Origin of the sequence: Phocaeicola oris, from assembly GCF_021295095.1 — a bacterium.
Taxonomy (GTDB): domain Bacteria; phylum Bacteroidota; class Bacteroidia; order Bacteroidales; family Bacteroidaceae; genus Phocaeicola; species Phocaeicola oris.
Genome location: NZ_JAJLQX010000020.1, coordinates 42445 through 59986 on the forward strand (window position 1 = coordinate 42445; position 17542 = coordinate 59986).

The following is a 17542-nucleotide window of genomic DNA, read 5'->3' on the forward strand; positions in this document are numbered from 1 at the left end:
TATTTATACGTAAGTAAATTAACGTGAGTTCGACGAATTCAAAATAATGTAAGCCGCGTATCTCCGCAGCTTCTTAAACAGACACGCAAATCTTTGAAGAAATCAATGGTACACGGCTACTACCCCGATACGTAGGAACAAAGAAAGTGGCCATATATGTTGCCGTATTCATCAAAAGAATTTTTCGTTTCACAGATGTGATACATTCGTTTCACAGATGTGAGTCACTTGTTTCACTGATGTGAAACAAGTAGATTATGCGTATGAGTTGAGTGATTCATACGGTTCTTTTTTACTAATCTCTTTATGACAATTTTAAAGAACCTGATAAAAAGAGAAAAACATCGTTTTAAACATACTATAAGGTCGTATTCCATCTTTGTAGATTTCTACATAGGCATCCTGTTATTTCATCGAATTCACGTTAAATTAGCAAGGGTATAAAAAAGGGGGCTGAGCGTATCACCGCGACCAGCCCCCTGATATTTAAAGATTATTGTATAAGTTTTTTCAGTTTATCCTATCCTTTTTATCTGCAGTCCGCCCAGCTGACCGAGCTGTATTTCAAACTCCGCCTTAGTGAACTTGCGTTGACACGATAAAACAGAATGGTTTCAGTTTTCTTAGCCATAGTTTTTAATGTTTGAGGGGTTAGTACTATTGATAAAACACAATGTCAGGCGACATATTGCCCGATTGACTCGTTTGAGGGCTTTGTCAGCCTGACAAAGCGTGCTTTTGAGTCGTTTGGGCGCTATGTCATCTGACAAAGCGTACTTTTTACTCGTCTGGAGACTTTGTCAGCGTGACAATGCGTACTTTTTACTCGTTTGGACGGTTTGTCGGCTGACAAGGCCTGTTTTTTATATTATTGGGCTGTCCAAGCCTTGTAAACACAGCTGCGGTAGATAATGGTATTAATTTCTATCAAAGTGGGTTCAATACGTAAAGCTACCGCGCCCTCATTAACAGACGTCATAGTATTATTGGCCGTACTGCACAAATACCAACTTCCATTATTAATAATCAGCTCACCGGGCTTCCAATCGGGTTCTACCTCGCCAGCTGCCGGCAGGAAGAAATAATCATCGGCATTGGTAAGGGGCTGTGTTGCAACGTTGGGAACAGACGAAATAATACTACCTGCATTCTCAACATTCGTTTCATAATCCACGCCATTAGGTGCCTTGGTCTTCAGGTAGGCTACGCTGCCACCCGTCGTTGCACTGTTCTCCGTGGCAATGACCTGCTGTTTCTTTATCCATATACCTCCCTTATAGAGATGGCCATGCATGCACCATAGCTTGGCATCGTCCCAGTGGATGTCACCTTTCTCTACATACCAGCGCAGTTCATTGATGTTGGGGCATGCGGCCGTGGCTGTACCCGGAGGGCAAGTGGTGGCATTGCTCCAGTAGGCAGGACTATCTTCATGAATCTCGCTACCCGGGGTGCCTATGGGGTATCTCACTTGTGCGCCCCAGTAATAATAGTCGTAGGGCGTGGTGGTTATTGCCGACTCGTCGACCTTCAGCTCTGCGGGCAGCACCTGGTTGCTGCTGATGGTGAGCGAGGGATATTTCTTGACGAAAGAGGTACTTACTTCAGAGCCGAACTCGTTGCCGCTGTCGCTTATGTTGTATGTAATTTCTACATTGGTGTAGTTTCCGGGTTTCAGCACCATGTAAACGGCGTTGGTCACACCTTTTGCGTTAGGGAAAGGCGCACCGCTCGTTACCGTCACCTTGGTTGTGGTTGTACCGGCGTTCTTGACAGCAAGGGCGCCCTCCTCCGTGTCGGGCAATGTGAACGTTCCGTTCGAAGCCTCCGTGGCCTTGAACGTGATGCTTCTCACCTTTACCGTAGTGGCCAGGTTGAGCGTGCTGTACGGTGTGAAGGCTACGATGGCCGCCTTGTGGTGAAGGGTGAAATGGTAATGCCCGTCGGCACCTTTGACGGCCTTAGCTACACCGCAATCGCCCGACATACCGAAATGACTGTGGCTGCCTGCCTCCGCCTGTATCTGTTCGGCCGGGATGCTCACCTCGTTGTTCGAACCGTTGCCGGTGTAGTAAACCATATATTCCGGAGCGGCGAGCGGGCTTCCTGCAAAAACGAAATCAGCCCGCCTACCTTTGCTGTCTTTCAAGGTGGCGTTGCCGCTGGCAACCCATGATGCACCGTTCTTCACGCTTATCTTGTCGGTTGCTTCCCAGAAATAGTTGAGATAGCTGGCCAAATCGGTCTCCATACTCGTGCGTGTCTTTAAGACATCTTCGCCTGTGGTGAATATCGTTCCCGCCACAGATTGCTCTTTCGAGGTGGTATCTCCGGAGAAATTCTCAATAACCTCATCGTTTGCGCAACTTGCCAACGTCAATGCGAGGGCAGATATGAATAGTGATTTTATTATCTTCATTTTATTTACTGTTTTTTATTCTTAATAACTCTTCTTTATGTTTCTGTATTTTCGTTTCAGGATGGGGATTACCTAAACTGTTTGTTCTGTACCCTCCTTTTCGTCGAAATAAAAGTCTCATTAGTCACCGAGTGGTGGTGCCACCGTTCCCGGTTCGTGATCTCCCGATGCGCTTAGCAGTACACTTTCACAGTGGAGTGTTATCACTTCTATTGCAGGGCTTGCGTAAGCCCACTTCTTTCTACTTTGATCTTTTTCTACTTTTTCGTTCATAACTTATATTTTTTTTGAGTGAATTTAGATGCTTATAATGTTCTTCGCGAGTCCCGCGAAAGGGTATGAATAATGAGGCAAGAGAATTCATCGGAATCTCTTTATGGATAGTGTCTTCAGCGCTTACACGCGCGCGTATGAAAAGACGGAAAAATGTGCTTAAGTAGGGGCGATTAGAATGTGTGTGTGTGTGTGTGTGTGTGTTAGCAAATTGTTTGGAATGGCCAAATAATTTGTCTTAAAATTCACGTTATGATTAAAATAGTCTTGCGCTTTACACATTTATATAATAGGATGTAAATCATCCACGTTGATGATTTCGGTGGCGAAGGTAAGTATTAAGTTTAAATTAATCAAGAAAAATGCAAAAAGTTTTCATTAAACCATGTTACGATGATGACAATGCTTATCATCAACCATATATTTATCCAATTATATTGAATTCACGTTATTTATTAAAAATACCCTATTTGAAGTTTCTTTTTTACATTTGATTTTTTTATTTTTGCCATTCCAAATCATACATTTTGCATTATGAAAACGTTAGAGAAGTTATTTGCTGAAAAGTTATTGAGAATTAAGGCTATTAAGTTGCAACCTGCAAATCCATTTACATGGGCTTCCGGTTGGAAGTCTCCATTCTATTGTGATAACCGCAAGACTCTTTCTTACCCTTCTCTCCGTAATTTTGTTAAGATTGAAATCAGTCGGATCATTCAGGAACGTTTTGGTCAGGTGGATGCTATTGCCGGTGTCGCTACCGGAGCAATTCCTCAGGGTGCTTTAGTTGCCGATGAACTGAACTTGCCTTTTGTTTATGTCCGTTCTCATCCTAAAGATCACGGATTGGAAAATTTAATTGAAGGCGAGCTTCGCCCGGGGATGAGAGTTGTTGTTGTTGAAGATTTGGTTTCAACAGGTGGGAGCAGCTTAAAAGCTGTAGAAGCTATTCGCAATAATGGTTGTGAGGTTATCGGAATGGTAGCTTCATTTACTTATGGTTTTCAGGTTTCAGTGGATGCGTTTAAGGCCGCGAAAGTAACGTTGGTTACGTTGACCAATTATGAAGCAGTGCTCGAAGAGGCTTTGAAAACCGAGTATATCAGTGAGGAAGATGTTACTGTTCTGAATACATGGCGTAAGGATCCTGCTCATTGGGATGTTGAAAAATAAGACAGATTAAATCATACGAAGAGAGAGTCCTCTGGAGTGTATTGCTTTAGAAGATTCTCTTTTTATATATAAATAATATGGCACAGTACGAAAGTAATATAAAATACATTCCTTATAGTCAGGAACGGGTATATGAAAAGTTATCCGATTTGAATAACTTGAGCGATATGGGTGGAAAGTTGGAAGAAATGAAAGAACAGTTGCAAGGGAAAATCGAAGATTTCTCGTTCGATCAGGATTCCATCTCGGTTAAGATACAAGGATTTAATCTGACTATGAAGATTATTGAACGTAATCCGAGCAAAGAAATTAAGTTTGAAGGGGTTAATACACCTATTCCTATGAATCTTTGGGTTCAAATTCTTCCGCATCAAACTGTAGAACAGTCTAAAATGAAGCTGACTATTCGTGCTGATGTAAATATGTTTATGAAGTCAATGGTTGCAAAGCCGCTTCAAGAAGGAGTGGAGAAGTTGGCAGATTTGCTTGCGATGATAAAATATTGAAGATATGGCAACAAAACTATGGGAAAAAAATGTGCAAGTAAACGAGAAGATTGACAAGTTTACAGTAGGAAAAGACCGTGAATTAGACCTCTATTTAGCAAAATATGATGTGCTCGGTTCTATGGCTCATATTACTATGTTAGAGAGTATCGGTCTGTTGATGCCGGATGAGTTGAAAATTCTATCAGCTGAATTGAAGCAAATTTATGCTTTGGCCGAAAAGGGTGAGTTTGTTATTGAAGATGGCATTGAAGATGTTCATTCTCAGGTAGAATTGATGCTGACTCGTAAGTTGGGCGATGTGGGAAAGAAGATTCATAGCGGACGTTCGCGTAATGATCAAGTGCTGGTTGACTTGAAGCTTTTTACTCGTGCCCGGATTAAGTGTATGGTAGAGAAAGTATCGTCTCTTTTCCATATTTTGATTGATCAGAGTAATAATTATAAAGATGTTCTGATGCCGGGTTATACCCATCTTCAGGTGGCTATGCCTTCTTCTTTTGGATTGTGGTTTGGTGCTTATGCCGAAAGTTTGGTAGATGATATGATGCTTCTTCAGGCTGCGTTTAAGATAACGAACCGTAATCCGTTGGGATCCGCTGCCGGATATGGTTCCTCTTTCCCTTTGAACAGGGCTATGACAACAGAACTATTGGGCTTCGATTCAATGAATTATAATGTTGTTTATGCTCAGATGGGGCGTGGGAAAATGGAGCGTAACGTAGCTTTTGCTTTAGCTTCTGTTGCAGGGACTCTTTCTAAAATGGCATTCGATGCTTGTATGTTCAGCAGCCAGAATTTCGGATTTGTTAAGTTGCCTGATGAGTGTACCACAGGCTCAAGTATTATGCCTCATAAAAAGAATCCTGATGTGTTCGAGCTTACTCGTGCAAAATGCAATAAAATCCAATCTCTTCCACAGCAGATTATGATGATTATGAATAATTTGCCTTCGGGTTATTTCCGTGACCTTCAAATTATTAAGGAAATATTTTTGCCTTCTTTTCAAGAATTGGAAGATTGTTTGGATATGGCTGCTTATATCATGGGACGTATGGAGGTTAATCGTCATATTTTGGATGACAGTCGTTACGATAATATGTTTAGTGTGGAGGAAGTCAACCGTTTGACTTTGGATGGAATGCCTTTCCGTGATGCATATAAAAAGGTTGGCTTAGATATTGTGGCAGGAAACTTTAAACCTGATAAAAAGATTTATCATACACACGATGGCAGTATTGGTAATCTTTGTAATGATCAGATTACCGTACTGATGCAAAAGGTGATTGATGAATTTGACTTTGCGAAGATACAAGAGGCAGAGAAGAAGTTGTTAGGTCGTTAGTGGAATGCTTAATGCGCTTAAATTGAACGATGGGATTAAAAAATTAACACCAAAATTTTGTTGATTATATAAAAGGTTTTATCTTTGCACCCGTCTAAGTAAACGCGGAAATAGCTCAGTTGGTAGAGCACGACCTTGCCAAGGTCGGGGTCGCGAGTTCGAGTCTCGTTTTCCGCTCTCATTTGAGGATGCTCGAATGGTGGAATCGGTAGACACGAGGGACTTAAAATCCCTTGGGCATTGCGCCTGTGCGGGTTCAAGTCCCGCTTCGAGTACAACAAAAAACCGTCAACTCATTGTTTCTAATGGTTGGCGGTTTTTATTGTTAATAACAGACTTTGATAGGGATTAATGGTAATGTATTCAAATGCCTAACCACCATTTCGCTTTCGGTAAATATGAAAGGATTCGGATGCCGATATAAGTGAGTATTAAAACCGTAACAGATAATATCGGTACTTCAATGACTACGCTGCCCCATTTGTTTACTATGTATGGACTGAGCAGGGTAAGGATGATGATATGTCCTAAGTATATTCCGTATCCGCGGGTTGCTGCGTCGGTGAGTAATGAACGGAATTTGCTATGTCCGTCGTATGTAATCTTTGTAACCAAACCGAAGATACCCAATGTCATCATGGCTACATTGACAGCACAGTAATCCCAACTGAGTTCAAGTGAATGAATGCTCTCGGCTGTCGCGATACGTGAGTTGTAAATTACCACAGTAGCTATGTATCCTACTATTAATATGATTGCTGATACGATAGCTTTCGGAGTTCCGTACTTCTTGACGTAAAATCCGAGGATGAAATAGCCTGCCATTCCATAGAAATAGTATAATAATGGAGAGGCGTTCCAGTAGCATTCACCCAAGATGCTTGGGAATAACAGATGGATATATGGCAAGAAACAAGTGAATATCCAAATGCCGAGGTATACTTCAAGTTGTTTCTTTGTGCAGCTCTGCAGCCAAGGCGAGAGGATGGGAACTAACAGGTACAGCCCGATAAGCATGTAAACATACCATAAGTGACCGACTTCAGTTCCATAGTTTACCGGAATATGAGCGATGTTAATAAGGCACTGCTGAATAGTGTCTCCTTTAGTCAGGACACCGAATAGCGCATAAATGATACACCAGAAAATGAACGGGAAAAGAATACGGTTCATCCTTTTCTTGAAGAAGTTGGTGAATGTATCTTTCATTGGCAGCAAGAAGTACCCGGAAATCATCACAAACAATGGAACGGCAGTACGGGCTACACTGTCAATGATACCAATTAAATATGTGCTGTGTTCGCGAACGACTTCACCTTGCGGACTAATATAGTATAATTCACTGGAGTGTTGCCATACGACAAGCAGACAGGCCAAGACGCGTACAATATCGAGCGCAAAGTTCCTGTTTTTAACCTTTTGAGCATTTTCTGTTATCATCCTTTTAGATTTAAAGTTTAAATATTTATTTAAATAATAACGTAAGGCTGCAAATATAATTAAATTCTGAATTTCTGCCTAATCCGATGTTTAAATAGCTTTTTTCTTTTCGAACTTTTTCTTGTTTTGCTTCTTCCTTTTTTTTATTTTTACGGCAAATCATATAATTATGAAAGCAAAAATATTATTCTTATCGGTTATGGTAATCTCCTTATGCTCAGCATGTAGCAATAAGGGAACAGCTCTTTTTAATGGTAAAGACTTGTCGAATTGGGTTGGTTTTGTTGATCCGGAAAGTCATTCTTCAGTTGATAACGTTTTCTCTGTACAGGATGGTGTGATTAATGTAACCGGAAAGCCGAACGGTTATATCCGAACACAAGAAAGATATAAGAATTTTACTTTATCGGTGGAGTGGCGTTGGTCGGAAGGAGCACGTTATGACAGTGGCATTTATGTGGCATTAGGCGATGAAGACCGTATATGGCCTAAAGGAATTCAAATGCAGATGAAAGACGGGCAGTTGGGTGTGCTGATCAGTGCCGTTAAACTTTTGGGTGTAGCGTCTGAAGGCCCGGTTTGTTTCAAGTCGGCATTAACAGATGAAACCACAGAGAAGCCTATCGGGGAGTGGAATACCACCGCTATTACCTGTAAAGATAATCATTACACCGCAACAGTCAATGGCATACTGGTGAATGAGGCTGATTGCGAAGATACCGAAGGATATATCGCTCTGCAGAGTGAAGGCGGTCCCATTCAATTCCGTAACGTATATATAAAGAAGTAAAGATTGGTTTTAAAATCGATAAAGTAGCTTTGACAGGGTGATCATTACCTCCGAGTGAGGAGAAAAGGATAAGTGCTTTCGGTGTTGCGTATGAACGTGAAAAGTGATGCGTATGAGTTGAACGATTCATCCGCATGAGTTGTGTGATTCATCCGCATGAGTTGAACGATTCATGCGGATCACTTTTTCCAGTCATCTTGATGATAATTTCAATGAATCTGGCGAAGAAGCAAAAACGTCGTTTAAACATACTGTAACACCGCTTTAATAGGAAACTTAAGTCTGACATGACTTCGCTTTCATCGTGTACGAAAATCCATTAGTCTTGAAATGTTGCCATAGGTTAATTGTATCATACATATTTGCGGCAAAATAAGATGAGCTTTGAGTGAAGGAATAATGTAAGTTGTATGTCAATCGTCTTCTATATGCAGATGTGAAACCAAACATGCAAGCAGCATGTCTCTATTTATAAAAAAATCGTGAGGCAGGCCCTCACGTCCGCCGTCCTAATTATTGGAACATCCACACGTAGAGATTCCGCTTCATACGGTTAGATAGCCGGTGTCCTGCCTCTGCTTCAGGTTAACATGGTACTGCCACTGTACTCAGTCTGTTTACGTACCCATCACCTGCGAGGTACTGCGTATTTCATTTTCCGGCAGTCCATGCTTCAAATGCAAATATACAAAATTATTTTAATATGAACATCAAAGAACTGAATACATCTTTGCAGTCATTCCTTTAAGTTTGTTATCCTTTTTCCGCAGCGTGCTATGAAAGTATCCCAATGGATTTCTATAGCGGCATAAATCTGAATATTAAGCACAAGGGTGGAGATAAGAATTTAAGAGAATTGATAGATGAAAGGTATTAAATGAGTGTGAGGTATTGAATTGGGAGTTTATTGAAAGTTTTTTAGTTTTTAAAATAATAATTTGGAACTTATGAATAAAATAAATAAATTTGCGATTGTCTCTATGATATTGTTCACACAGAGAGCGTGGATGATTGAATTGGGGATGACATAATGAAAAGGCGTTTACTTGACGCTTTGTTCTTGATACTTCGAAATCTCGCAAATTTCAATCTCAGTCAAGGATGAGGCAACGGTAGATGTTCATGAGGTATGTAATATACATGCTACTCGTCGTATGCCTATATAATATAGGTGTACAGTTTGGGATGGATTATATATCGGCGTGGGCTTCTGCGTTGCTCGTTCAACTGAGATGGGCAATGCGAGAGCTTCGAAGTGTGGAACGGGTAACCGAGTTCCACGCTTTTTTATTATATGCCAATAATTAATACTTAAATTTTAAAAGTATGGATAAAGTAAAAAGTTTCCTATTTATCCTATGCTTGTTTATTGCGGCAATAGGATTGTCTTTTTGCAGTGATGATGATGTCCCTGCAACAGGAATTTCGTTAAACGAAACATCTGTGAGTATGCATAAAGGTGACACTTTGCGCCTTGTAGCTACAATTACACCTCCAGATGCTACAGAAAAAACAATTTTATGGAGCAGTTCAGACTCTTCCGTTGCCTCAGTTTCTGATGGTAAACTTACTGCGCTAAAAGCTGGTTCTACTACCATTACAGCTAAGGTCGGTGAATTTACTGCTACTTGTAGTGTAACTGTTGATGTAAAAGCGACAGGAATCTCTCTTTCATCTACCAAACTTACTTTAGTCAAGGGTACTACAGAGACTCTTGTTGCAAAAGTATTACCTGAAGATGTCACTAATAAAGATGTGACGTGGGCTTCAAGTGACAACAAAATAGCTACAGTCAAGGATGGTGCTATTACAGCTGTCAATGGTGGAAATGTCGTAATCACAGCAACATCTTTGGATGGCAATTTCAAAGCAACCTGTAATGTTGCAGTCACCGTTCCGGTTGAAGGAGTGTCACTCAGTCAAACTTCCCTTTCGATGATTACTGGTGAAACCATCCAATTAACTGAGACAATCAATCCTTCTGATGCTTCTAACACCAAGGTAACATGGTCATCAAGTGATGACTCCGTAGCCTCTGTAAACGATAAGGGCTTAGTAACTGCAGTAAAAGTAGGTACTGTCGTAATCTCAGTAACGACAGATGATGGTAATAAGGTGGCTTCATGCACTGTTGCTGTTAAAAAGTCGGAGAATGTAGGTTATGATCCTTATGGGGATGCGCAAAAATGGTAACGATTAATATAGAAAAAAATGAAAATGAAGAATATTATCAACAAATTAAGCTTGTTTTCTCTTGTATTAGTAAGTTTAATAATAACAGGTTGTTCAAATGATATAGAAGAATCCTTGACAGTGGCTTCCTCAAATTTCGACAATTTCAAGTTTATTGTCAACGTTAATACGGGTTGTTCGACACGTGCTGCCACGGACAAAAGCGATTGGAATGTTGGAGACAAAATCGTCATGTCTATAGATGGAGATGAGAATAATATCTGTAATCTTCAGTACGAAGGTAACGGATTGTGGAAGGTAACTAAGCAGGATGACTCAACAACTTTCTCTAAAGACGAAGGGGCCCTGACAGCTGTTCACGCTGATAATCTTGTATATAACTCAGGGAATACAATCACGGAAGGTGATGTTCTTTATACCAAAGAGGGCTCTTACAAGAAATACAATAATGCTGTAGAAATCAATCTTACGATGAATCAGCGCCCAGTGAGTAGATTTGCTGTCATTGGCATGGCTAAAGGTTATTGGCTTGATGGATTAACTACTTTCAACAGGTTAGAGAGTCTCTCAACTGTTTCTTGGAAGAAAAACCAGAAGTCTAATGCTGATGCCTATAAAGAAATATATGGAGATACATGCGTGTACTATGGAGTATTAGAAAGCACTCAAGCTAACAATACTACGGTTACTTTAGTTAATGCTAATGGGTCTACATATACAAGAACCTATTCAGGAAAGCAAACAAAAGCTGGAGATTATGTTGTTATCAACGGTCCGAAAACAAGCGAAGCTGATTCGTGGAAGCATTATATCCGAGTTATTGATATTAATGCTAAGAAAGAATCATTAACTATGGTAAAGGGAGAGTCTGGTTCTATTAAGGACTTGTATACAATAACACCAGCTGATCCTACAAATTCAAAGGTAACTGCTGTTTCTTCTAATCCCCATGTTGTCAAAATTAGTAACGATGGTACTTACACAGCGGTCGCAAAAGGTAATGCAACTATAACCATAACATCTGAAGATGGTCATCATGTCTGCGCTATCCATGTGAAGGTTGTTAACGACCTTTCAGAGCTTATAACCGTTAGGTTGCAGTGGAATGGTAATAATAGTGCATCTATTACACCATGGGGAAGTAATTATGCTGCTGGTGTAGATTGGTTTGTGACAAATAATTCAAGTAAGGAAATCATTATAACCTCAATCGAAGTTTTCAATAGCAGTGCCGGATATAGTATGGGTACATTAATCGACTATCAGTTAACTGTAGCCGCAGATGGTGGTTCTGTTAGTGGTAGCTTTGACGTGACATCAAAACTTTCCATATCAACAATTTTACCACGTCTAAAGATTGTATATAAGGTTGGAGATAAAACCTATGAAAAAAGCTATTAATAAATAACGTATTCGACATAAAATCTAAAAATACCAAGTTGCCCGTCATTGACAAAGTTCATATCAATGGCGGGCTTCTTTTCAGAGTAACTTTGTTTTTGTCGCGCATAACGATAGTTGCTTATATTGATGGATATTTATTTCTCTTCGAATTCCTTTATGCTAAATGGTGTCTAATGGAAGATTTAGAATGTTTTTTGAATATTAAAAATAGGAGGGAGATCGATACATAACAGAGAAATAGTTATCTTTGCCAAAAAGCCCTATCATTGGTTATCTTGAATCCACTCTCCCAGAATTGGCCGGAAAAATGATAGAGTACGAACTTTAATTTAAATTGATTGCACAATGGATATTACTGTTATTTCTATTATTGTTCTTTGTTTTATTATCGGCATAACTGCTGGTTACTTTTTTGCGCATAGCCGTATGGCAAGCGCTGTGATAAAATCGAAAATGACAGAGCACGAATGCCAGAAAATTACCCAACAATTGAGCGAAAGACAAATAGAGCTTGATACTTTGAATCAAGAGTACCATAAGGCTCTCTCGGCAGTGGAAGTAATGAAGTCGCAAGTTGAGTCATGGAAGAATTCTACCAACGAACTGAAGGAATCTTTCGAGCAGCAGAAGGGTGAGCTGAAGAGAGATAAAGACAGTCAACTGACAGAGCAAAAGGCTCAATATGAGAAGATGATATTAAATTCGAAAGAGGAAGCATCCAATCAACTTGGTGAGACAAAAAAGCAATATGAGCAAATTATCAGTACACTGAAAGAAAACGCGGAAAAACAACTCAATGAAACTAAAAGGCAATATGAAGTACAGTTTGATTCTCAAAAGCAGGAACGAGAAAATCAACTATCGGAACAGAGACTACATTACGAAAAAACAATAGCCGCGCTCAAGGAGAGTTCCGACGCTCAGAAAGTAGAGATGAAGGAGCATTATAAACAGCAGCTTGAAGAGTTTCACACACAGCAGAAGTCTCAGATGGAACAACAGTCGCACTTAATACGGGAGCAGATTAATACTGCCTCAGAAGAGATTTTGAAGAAACGATCAGAGGAACTGTCTACAGTAAACAAAGAACAGATGTCTGCCATCCTCAATCCGTTACATGAGAATCTTCGACAGATGAAAGAAGCCGTGGAAAAGAGCGATCGTGAACAGACTGAAACGATGGCACGTTTAGACCAATCGATCAAGGAGAATATGAAGCAGGCACAACAAGTTGGTGATCGTGCCGACAAGCTTGCTCAGGCATTGACAAGCGAGAACAAAGCCCAAGGCAATTTCGGTGAGCTCCGACTTCGTACATTGCTGGAGAACATGGGACTGGAAGAAGGGATACAGTTTGAAGAGCAAGTTACCATGAGAGACGAAATCGGTATGGTGATTCACGAGGAAGAGAATGGGCGACGCATGCAGCCGGATGTTATTTTGCACTTCCCTGACGAACGCGATGTAATTATCGACTCGAAAATGTCGTTGAAAGCCTTCGAAGAATACTTTGACAGTGACGATGAGAAGTTGCGTAGTGATGCTCTTTCACGTCATATTCTCTCTGTACGCAACCATGTGAAGGAGTTGGCACACAAGGATTATAGCCGCTATCTGAAGAAGGGACATAATAAGCTCGACTTTGTGGTGATGTATATCTATAGCGAGAGTGCCTTGCAATTGGCACTTGCTAACGACCCATTAATCTGGAAGGAAGCTTATGATCAGGGAGTAGTGATTTCGGGTAGTCAGAACCTCTACATGATGCTCCGTGTTTTGGAAATGACGTGGAGACAAGTGAGACAGGTGGAGAATCAGGACAATATAATGGCTACTGCCAATGAGTTAGTCAACCGCGTACAGATGTTTTACGAGCGCTTCAATGTTGCCGATGAACAGTTGGGTAAAACTCGACAAGCCTTTGATAATCTGAAGAAGACCACAGCTCCTACAGGCAAAAGTATTATTACTGCGGCCAACAACCTTATTAAGTTTGGAGCCAAGGAGAATTCTAAGAGAAAGTATAACCTTCCCAAGTCAACAGATAATGACGATAGTATGGTGGCATTGGATGGCGCAGAATCTTGAGGTTTATGAATGTTTTGGTTAATAGCAGTAACCTCTCAAAAAGATGACTTTTGTAATCAAAAAAGAGGATGTACGTTCCATCAGAATTAGTAAGGATATAAAAAACGGGGGCTGAGCGCGTCGTCCATGGCATTGAGGTCTTGCAGCAGATTGTGCAACCGACCCGTCTCTTCGGTCTGCGGCAACGTAGCTAAGTCGCCATACTTCTTGAACAATTCATAAACTTCCGTGGCAGTTTGCGCCACTTCCGCCACGGGATAACTTGTCGAGGCTTTCACATACTTGCGCATGGCGCGCCATGCCTCGTCGCGCAGCGCGTCAATCCCGCGGCGTGTCCGGGCTTGCTGCCAGCCAATGGCAGTTTCTCGGTTTCTGCCACAACGAGTTTCTGAAATCCGAAATCTTCCTCCACACGTGTGTGGGCGAGGTCGAACGATTTGATTTTTATAGTTTTCATAAGCATTTCGTTTTTTGAGTTGAACATTAAGTCTATTTTTATAAAGAATGGAGTGGTGAGTGGCTCGCCAACGCTTTTTCTTTCATAAAAGCACTGTCGAGCGAAATCGACGATGTTTCTACCACACTGACAACACGACGGGGAAACGAAATACCGTTCCGAACGGTTGAAAACAATCGTCCCACGCTTCGTGTTGATTGAAGCGTGGGACGAGAAAGGAGTTTCAGTATTTCTTGAAAAGTTCGGAGTGGCTGCCTACTCTTAGCACTCGTATCTTGGATAAATCTTCATCTATCCAGATAAGTCGGAAATCACTTTTGATATGACATTCCATACAGCCTTCGTATTCGCCATGTAGTTGATGAGGATGATAAGGTGTGGAAAGTTCTTGTCCCTGCGCTAACATTTTCAGCACATTGAAAAGTTCTTTCAATTCGCGAGGTTTGTGCCGATAGCGTTTCAAGTCTTTCTTTGCCTTGGCGCTGTACTCAATCTGTTTCATCAATCTCGTCAATAGATTTCACAAACGCGTCAAAATTAGAGAGATCGAGTTCTCCGGCAGAGGGTTTTCCCGAGCGGGCCTCCTCAATGGCGGCTTTCGTTTCCTCGTTAGGCTCAAAGTACATGGCATCAAACAGCACGCTTTCCACATAGTTGTTCAGGCTGCGATTGGCAGCCTTAGCACGACGCTTCAACGTTTCGAGCAATTCTGCGTTCAATCTGAAAGATGCCGGCTTTCTTACTGTCATTGTATCCATCTTCTTATCCTTTCTGATTACATTGTATGCAAATGTAATACAAACAAACAAAAATTCCAAACATCCAATGGGGTTTTTCATTTTCCCATCGTGTGTGTCAATATGTCAAAGAGCAAATCTCAAGTGGACAACAGCGGACTACTAGAACGGAACGGCTGCGTAGCTAGCGTAACGGGAAGCGATGCTCACGATCACGCCACCCGAGTTGAAATTCATATTGTATGCGCTGTTGTCACCGTACGGGCGAGCACTCGACGACCAATAGTGGCCAGCGCTGTTAATGCGGTAGAGCTTGCCGTTTTCGTAGAGGCCAAGAGCAGGCAGGAAGAAGTAGTTGGGAAGCTCGCTGACAGAAAGGGGAGTAGAGCTAACTAAACTATTGGAGTAGTTTTTTGAGGAGGGGTTTGTGCGCAGGTCGGTGCTGCCGTCAGCGGAAACAGTGCTACTGAAGCCGTCGATTTTATCATGCTTCTTAAACCACATACCACCCTTGTGAAGATGTCCCATAGTTGTCCAGAGTTCGTCGGCATCCCAATGTGGGTCACCCTGCATCGCATACCACGATATCTCGTTGGCGTTGGGGACGTGAGAGACGGAGATAGGATTGAAGAGTGGATTATGGCTACCGGAATTCGCTATGCCATAACCATCGTAGGCAGGGTTGTACCAACGAGGATCTGAATTGTTCTTGGGGTAAGCACTGCCAGTGTTACCGTTGACAGTTGGCTGATCCATTCCTGCTGTGTAGCCTGCCTTATCCCATTCATGACCATACCAGTAAGGCTTCTCTGCGTCCCACATATAGTAAAGTCGGTCTGAGTAATCTCGCACGCCAAGATTAGCGGTGATGTCGTGTATTTTGCCCGCCTCGCAGGTGAGTGAAGACAGCGTCTTGGTTATCGTGCCCTCTACCTTTGTAACGGTATCCTTTATCCAGTAGCGTATCGTCAGATTGTAGGTGCCCGGAGCGATGACCATGTACGATCCGTTGGTCTCAATGTTGGTGCCCGTATTAGTGAGGGGGAAGCCGGCCGAACCACAGGTCAACGTGATTCTGTTTGCTCCATCGGATGTGGGCGCAGAGGAAAGTCCATTCTCTGTGAGTGTGAATGTGCCCGCAATGTTCTTGTCGCCCTCTACCTCAATCTTAGTCAGGCTGCAGCCCTGAAGCACGGAATTGGTCGAGCGTGGGAGCAGACAGAGATAGGATGATTTATGGTTTAGGGTAAACTTGTAGTTGCCTGCGCTGCCTGTGGCTGTTGCTACACCGCAGTCGCCCGATTCGCCGAGATGGTCGAAGTTGTTAGGAGTAGATTGCGTCTGTTCGCTCTTGATTTCCACCTTGTCGGCTGCATTGGTGTTGGTATAGACCACATTGTGGGTGGCTGCTGTGCGGGTCGTAAGGCTGGCGGTATTTGCGCCCACCGTGGCAGGAACCTGCGTCTCACCTGTAAAGGTGGTGGTGGCTGTGGCGGTATTTCCTTTTGTTCCGCCGCCGTTCGGTTGCTGTGGCATCTCATCGCCGGCGCAACCTGTGATGAACAGTGCCGCGAATAGCAGCGACAATACTGATAAATGTCTTGTTGTCATAACTTGTTTGTTTTTTGTTTAATTATTCATGGTTCACTTGTTGGTCATCTCAGAGGTTACCGAAATTATCCAAGGTATCCTCATCCTCAATAAACGCGCCCTACTCGCCGTAAGGGTCGCCCTGCCCGATGTTGCCGGCGTTGCCGCTGGCAACGAGCAGCGAGTTTTCGGTCACCATTTCAATGACTGCCACTTGCGGACTCACGTAAGCCCGCTTCTTTTTACTTTGATTCTTTTCTGATTTTTTGTTCATAACTTATATTATTTTGAGTGAGTGAATTTAATTCTTATAATGTTCTTTTGCGAGTTTTGCGAGAGGGTATAAAAAGGGTCAAGAGGATTCGTTGGAATCCCCTTACGGATAAGGGTTTCGGCGCTTACACGCGCGCGTATAAAAAGACGGAAAAATGTGCCTAAGTATGGGCGGTTAGAATGTGTGTTAGCAAATTATTTGGAACGGCCAAATAATTTGTCTTAAAATTCACGTTATAATTAAAATAGTTTCGCACTTTACACATTTATATAATCGGATGTAAATCACCACGTTGATGATTTCGGAGGCAAAGCTAAGTATTAAGTTTAATTTATGCAAGGAAAATGCAAAAATTTTTCATTAAACCATGTTACGATGATGACAATGCTTATCATCAACGATATATTTTTTCTGTCCGGATGCAAATTCCTTGCAAAAGTCATCTACCATATGGAATATTTCGATAATTTTGTCTTCGGTAAACAGAGCGGTAATCGTTTTATAGTATAATTGGACGCTATCAATAGAATACTTTTATCGCTATGTTGTTAATAATCAAAAATAAGTTTATCCAATCATATCGAATTCACGTTAAAACAACTAATAAATAATATGAAAAAGAATATCGTGTTTCTATTGATGATGTGCTGCATGATGAGTGTTCATGCTCAGCCAAAAGAAATCTATCACAGCGGAAAGATAGAGAGCGTAACGCTCCAATCTAAATAACGTGAGTTCGACGAATTCAAAATAAGGCAAGCTGTGTATCAATTGTTCTGGTAACATTGATACACGGCTTCTTTGGAAAACAGCAGTATGCTGCTATTGCAGCCAAGAGGTTGACCATGAAATT

The 17542-nt window shown here is 41.6% G+C and carries 14 protein-coding genes, 2 tRNA genes and 1 pseudogene; 9 read left to right on the plus strand and 8 right to left on the minus strand.

The annotated features are described in order from the left end of the window. Positions 1–868: 868 nt before the first annotated feature. Complete coding sequence (locus LO761_RS10205) at positions 869–2419, minus strand: hypothetical protein (protein WP_272818188.1); 1551 nt, start codon at positions 2417–2419, stop codon at positions 869–871. 807 nt (positions 2420–3226) lie between these two features. Between LO761_RS10205 and pyrE the strand changes: the two genes are divergently transcribed. The 5 genes from pyrE (at position 3227) to LO761_RS10230 (ending at position 5991) form a co-directional block, all read left to right on the plus strand. Next, a complete protein-coding gene (pyrE, locus tag LO761_RS10210) occupies positions 3227–3865 on the plus strand; it encodes an orotate phosphoribosyltransferase (protein WP_272818189.1) in 639 nt (212 codons plus the stop codon). A 77-nt stretch (positions 3866–3942) separates the two neighbouring features. After that, positions 3943–4371, plus strand: coding sequence for an SRPBCC family protein (locus LO761_RS10215; protein WP_272818190.1), 429 nt, complete (start codon positions 3943–3945; stop codon positions 4369–4371). Between the two features lie 4 nt (positions 4372–4375). After that, complete coding sequence (gene argH / locus LO761_RS10220; RefSeq protein ID WP_272818191.1) at positions 4376–5716, plus strand: argininosuccinate lyase; 1341 nt, start codon at positions 4376–4378, stop codon at positions 5714–5716. A 104-nt stretch (positions 5717–5820) separates the two neighbouring features. Further along, positions 5821–5893 (plus strand) — tRNA-Gly (locus LO761_RS10225). Between the two features lie 13 nt (positions 5894–5906). Continuing rightward, a tRNA-Leu gene (locus LO761_RS10230) sits at positions 5907–5991 on the plus strand. An 88-nt stretch (positions 5992–6079) separates the two neighbouring features. Here LO761_RS10230 and LO761_RS10235 read toward each other — a convergent pair. Further along, a complete protein-coding gene (locus tag LO761_RS10235) occupies positions 6080–7156 on the minus strand; it encodes an acyltransferase (protein WP_272818192.1) in 1077 nt (358 codons plus the stop codon). A gap of 169 nt (positions 7157–7325) precedes the next feature. Between LO761_RS10235 and LO761_RS10240 the strand changes: the two genes are divergently transcribed. The 4 genes from LO761_RS10240 to rmuC all read left to right on the plus strand — a co-directional run bounded on the left by LO761_RS10240 (position 7326) and on the right by rmuC (position 13631). Beyond that, positions 7326–7946: a 3-keto-disaccharide hydrolase gene (locus LO761_RS10240; RefSeq protein ID WP_272818193.1), complete on the plus strand. Its 621-nt coding sequence runs from the start codon at positions 7326–7328 to the stop codon at positions 7944–7946. Between the two features lie 1326 nt (positions 7947–9272). Beyond that, positions 9273–10139 (plus strand): Ig-like domain-containing protein, encoded by an 867-nt coding sequence (locus LO761_RS10245; protein WP_272818194.1) that lies wholly within the window; start codon positions 9273–9275, stop codon positions 10137–10139. A gap of 120 nt (positions 10140–10259) precedes the next feature. Beyond that, the gene (locus LO761_RS10250; RefSeq protein WP_272818195.1) at positions 10260–11540 is read left to right on the plus strand and encodes an Ig-like domain-containing protein; all 1281 of its coding nucleotides are present in this window, start codon (positions 10260–10262) and stop codon (positions 11538–11540) included. A gap of 348 nt (positions 11541–11888) precedes the next feature. Next, positions 11889–13631: a DNA recombination protein RmuC gene (rmuC, locus tag LO761_RS10255; protein WP_272818196.1), complete on the plus strand. Its 1743-nt coding sequence runs from the start codon at positions 11889–11891 to the stop codon at positions 13629–13631. 86 nt (positions 13632–13717) lie between these two features. On the opposite strand, the gene LO761_RS12565 is transcribed toward rmuC, so the two are convergent. The 6 genes and pseudogenes from LO761_RS12565 to LO761_RS10285 form a co-directional block, all read right to left on the minus strand. Further along, on the minus strand, positions 13718–14137 hold the full coding sequence (locus LO761_RS12565; protein WP_336385772.1) for a DUF6261 family protein: 420 nt from the start codon (positions 14135–14137) through the stop codon (positions 13718–13720). Between the two features lie 174 nt (positions 14138–14311). Next, a complete protein-coding gene (locus tag LO761_RS10265) occupies positions 14312–14590 on the minus strand; it encodes a type II toxin-antitoxin system YafQ family toxin (protein ID WP_272818197.1) in 279 nt (92 codons plus the stop codon). Beyond that, complete coding sequence (locus LO761_RS10270) at positions 14577–14846, minus strand: toxin-antitoxin system protein (protein ID WP_272818198.1); 270 nt, start codon at positions 14844–14846, stop codon at positions 14577–14579. Before LO761_RS10270 ends, LO761_RS10265 begins: the two co-directional genes overlap by 14 nt. 141 nt (positions 14847–14987) lie before the next feature. Continuing rightward, positions 14988–16436, minus strand: a complete 1449-nt coding sequence (locus LO761_RS10275; RefSeq protein ID WP_272818199.1) for a hypothetical protein — start codon at positions 16434–16436, stop codon at positions 14988–14990. 100 nt (positions 16437–16536) lie between these two features. After that, positions 16537–16689, minus strand: coding sequence for a hypothetical protein (locus LO761_RS10280; protein ID WP_272818200.1), 153 nt, complete (start codon positions 16687–16689; stop codon positions 16537–16539). A 745-nt stretch (positions 16690–17434) separates the two neighbouring features. After that, a pseudogene (locus LO761_RS10285) lies at positions 17435–17542 on the minus strand (IS982 family transposase); the annotation flags it as partial.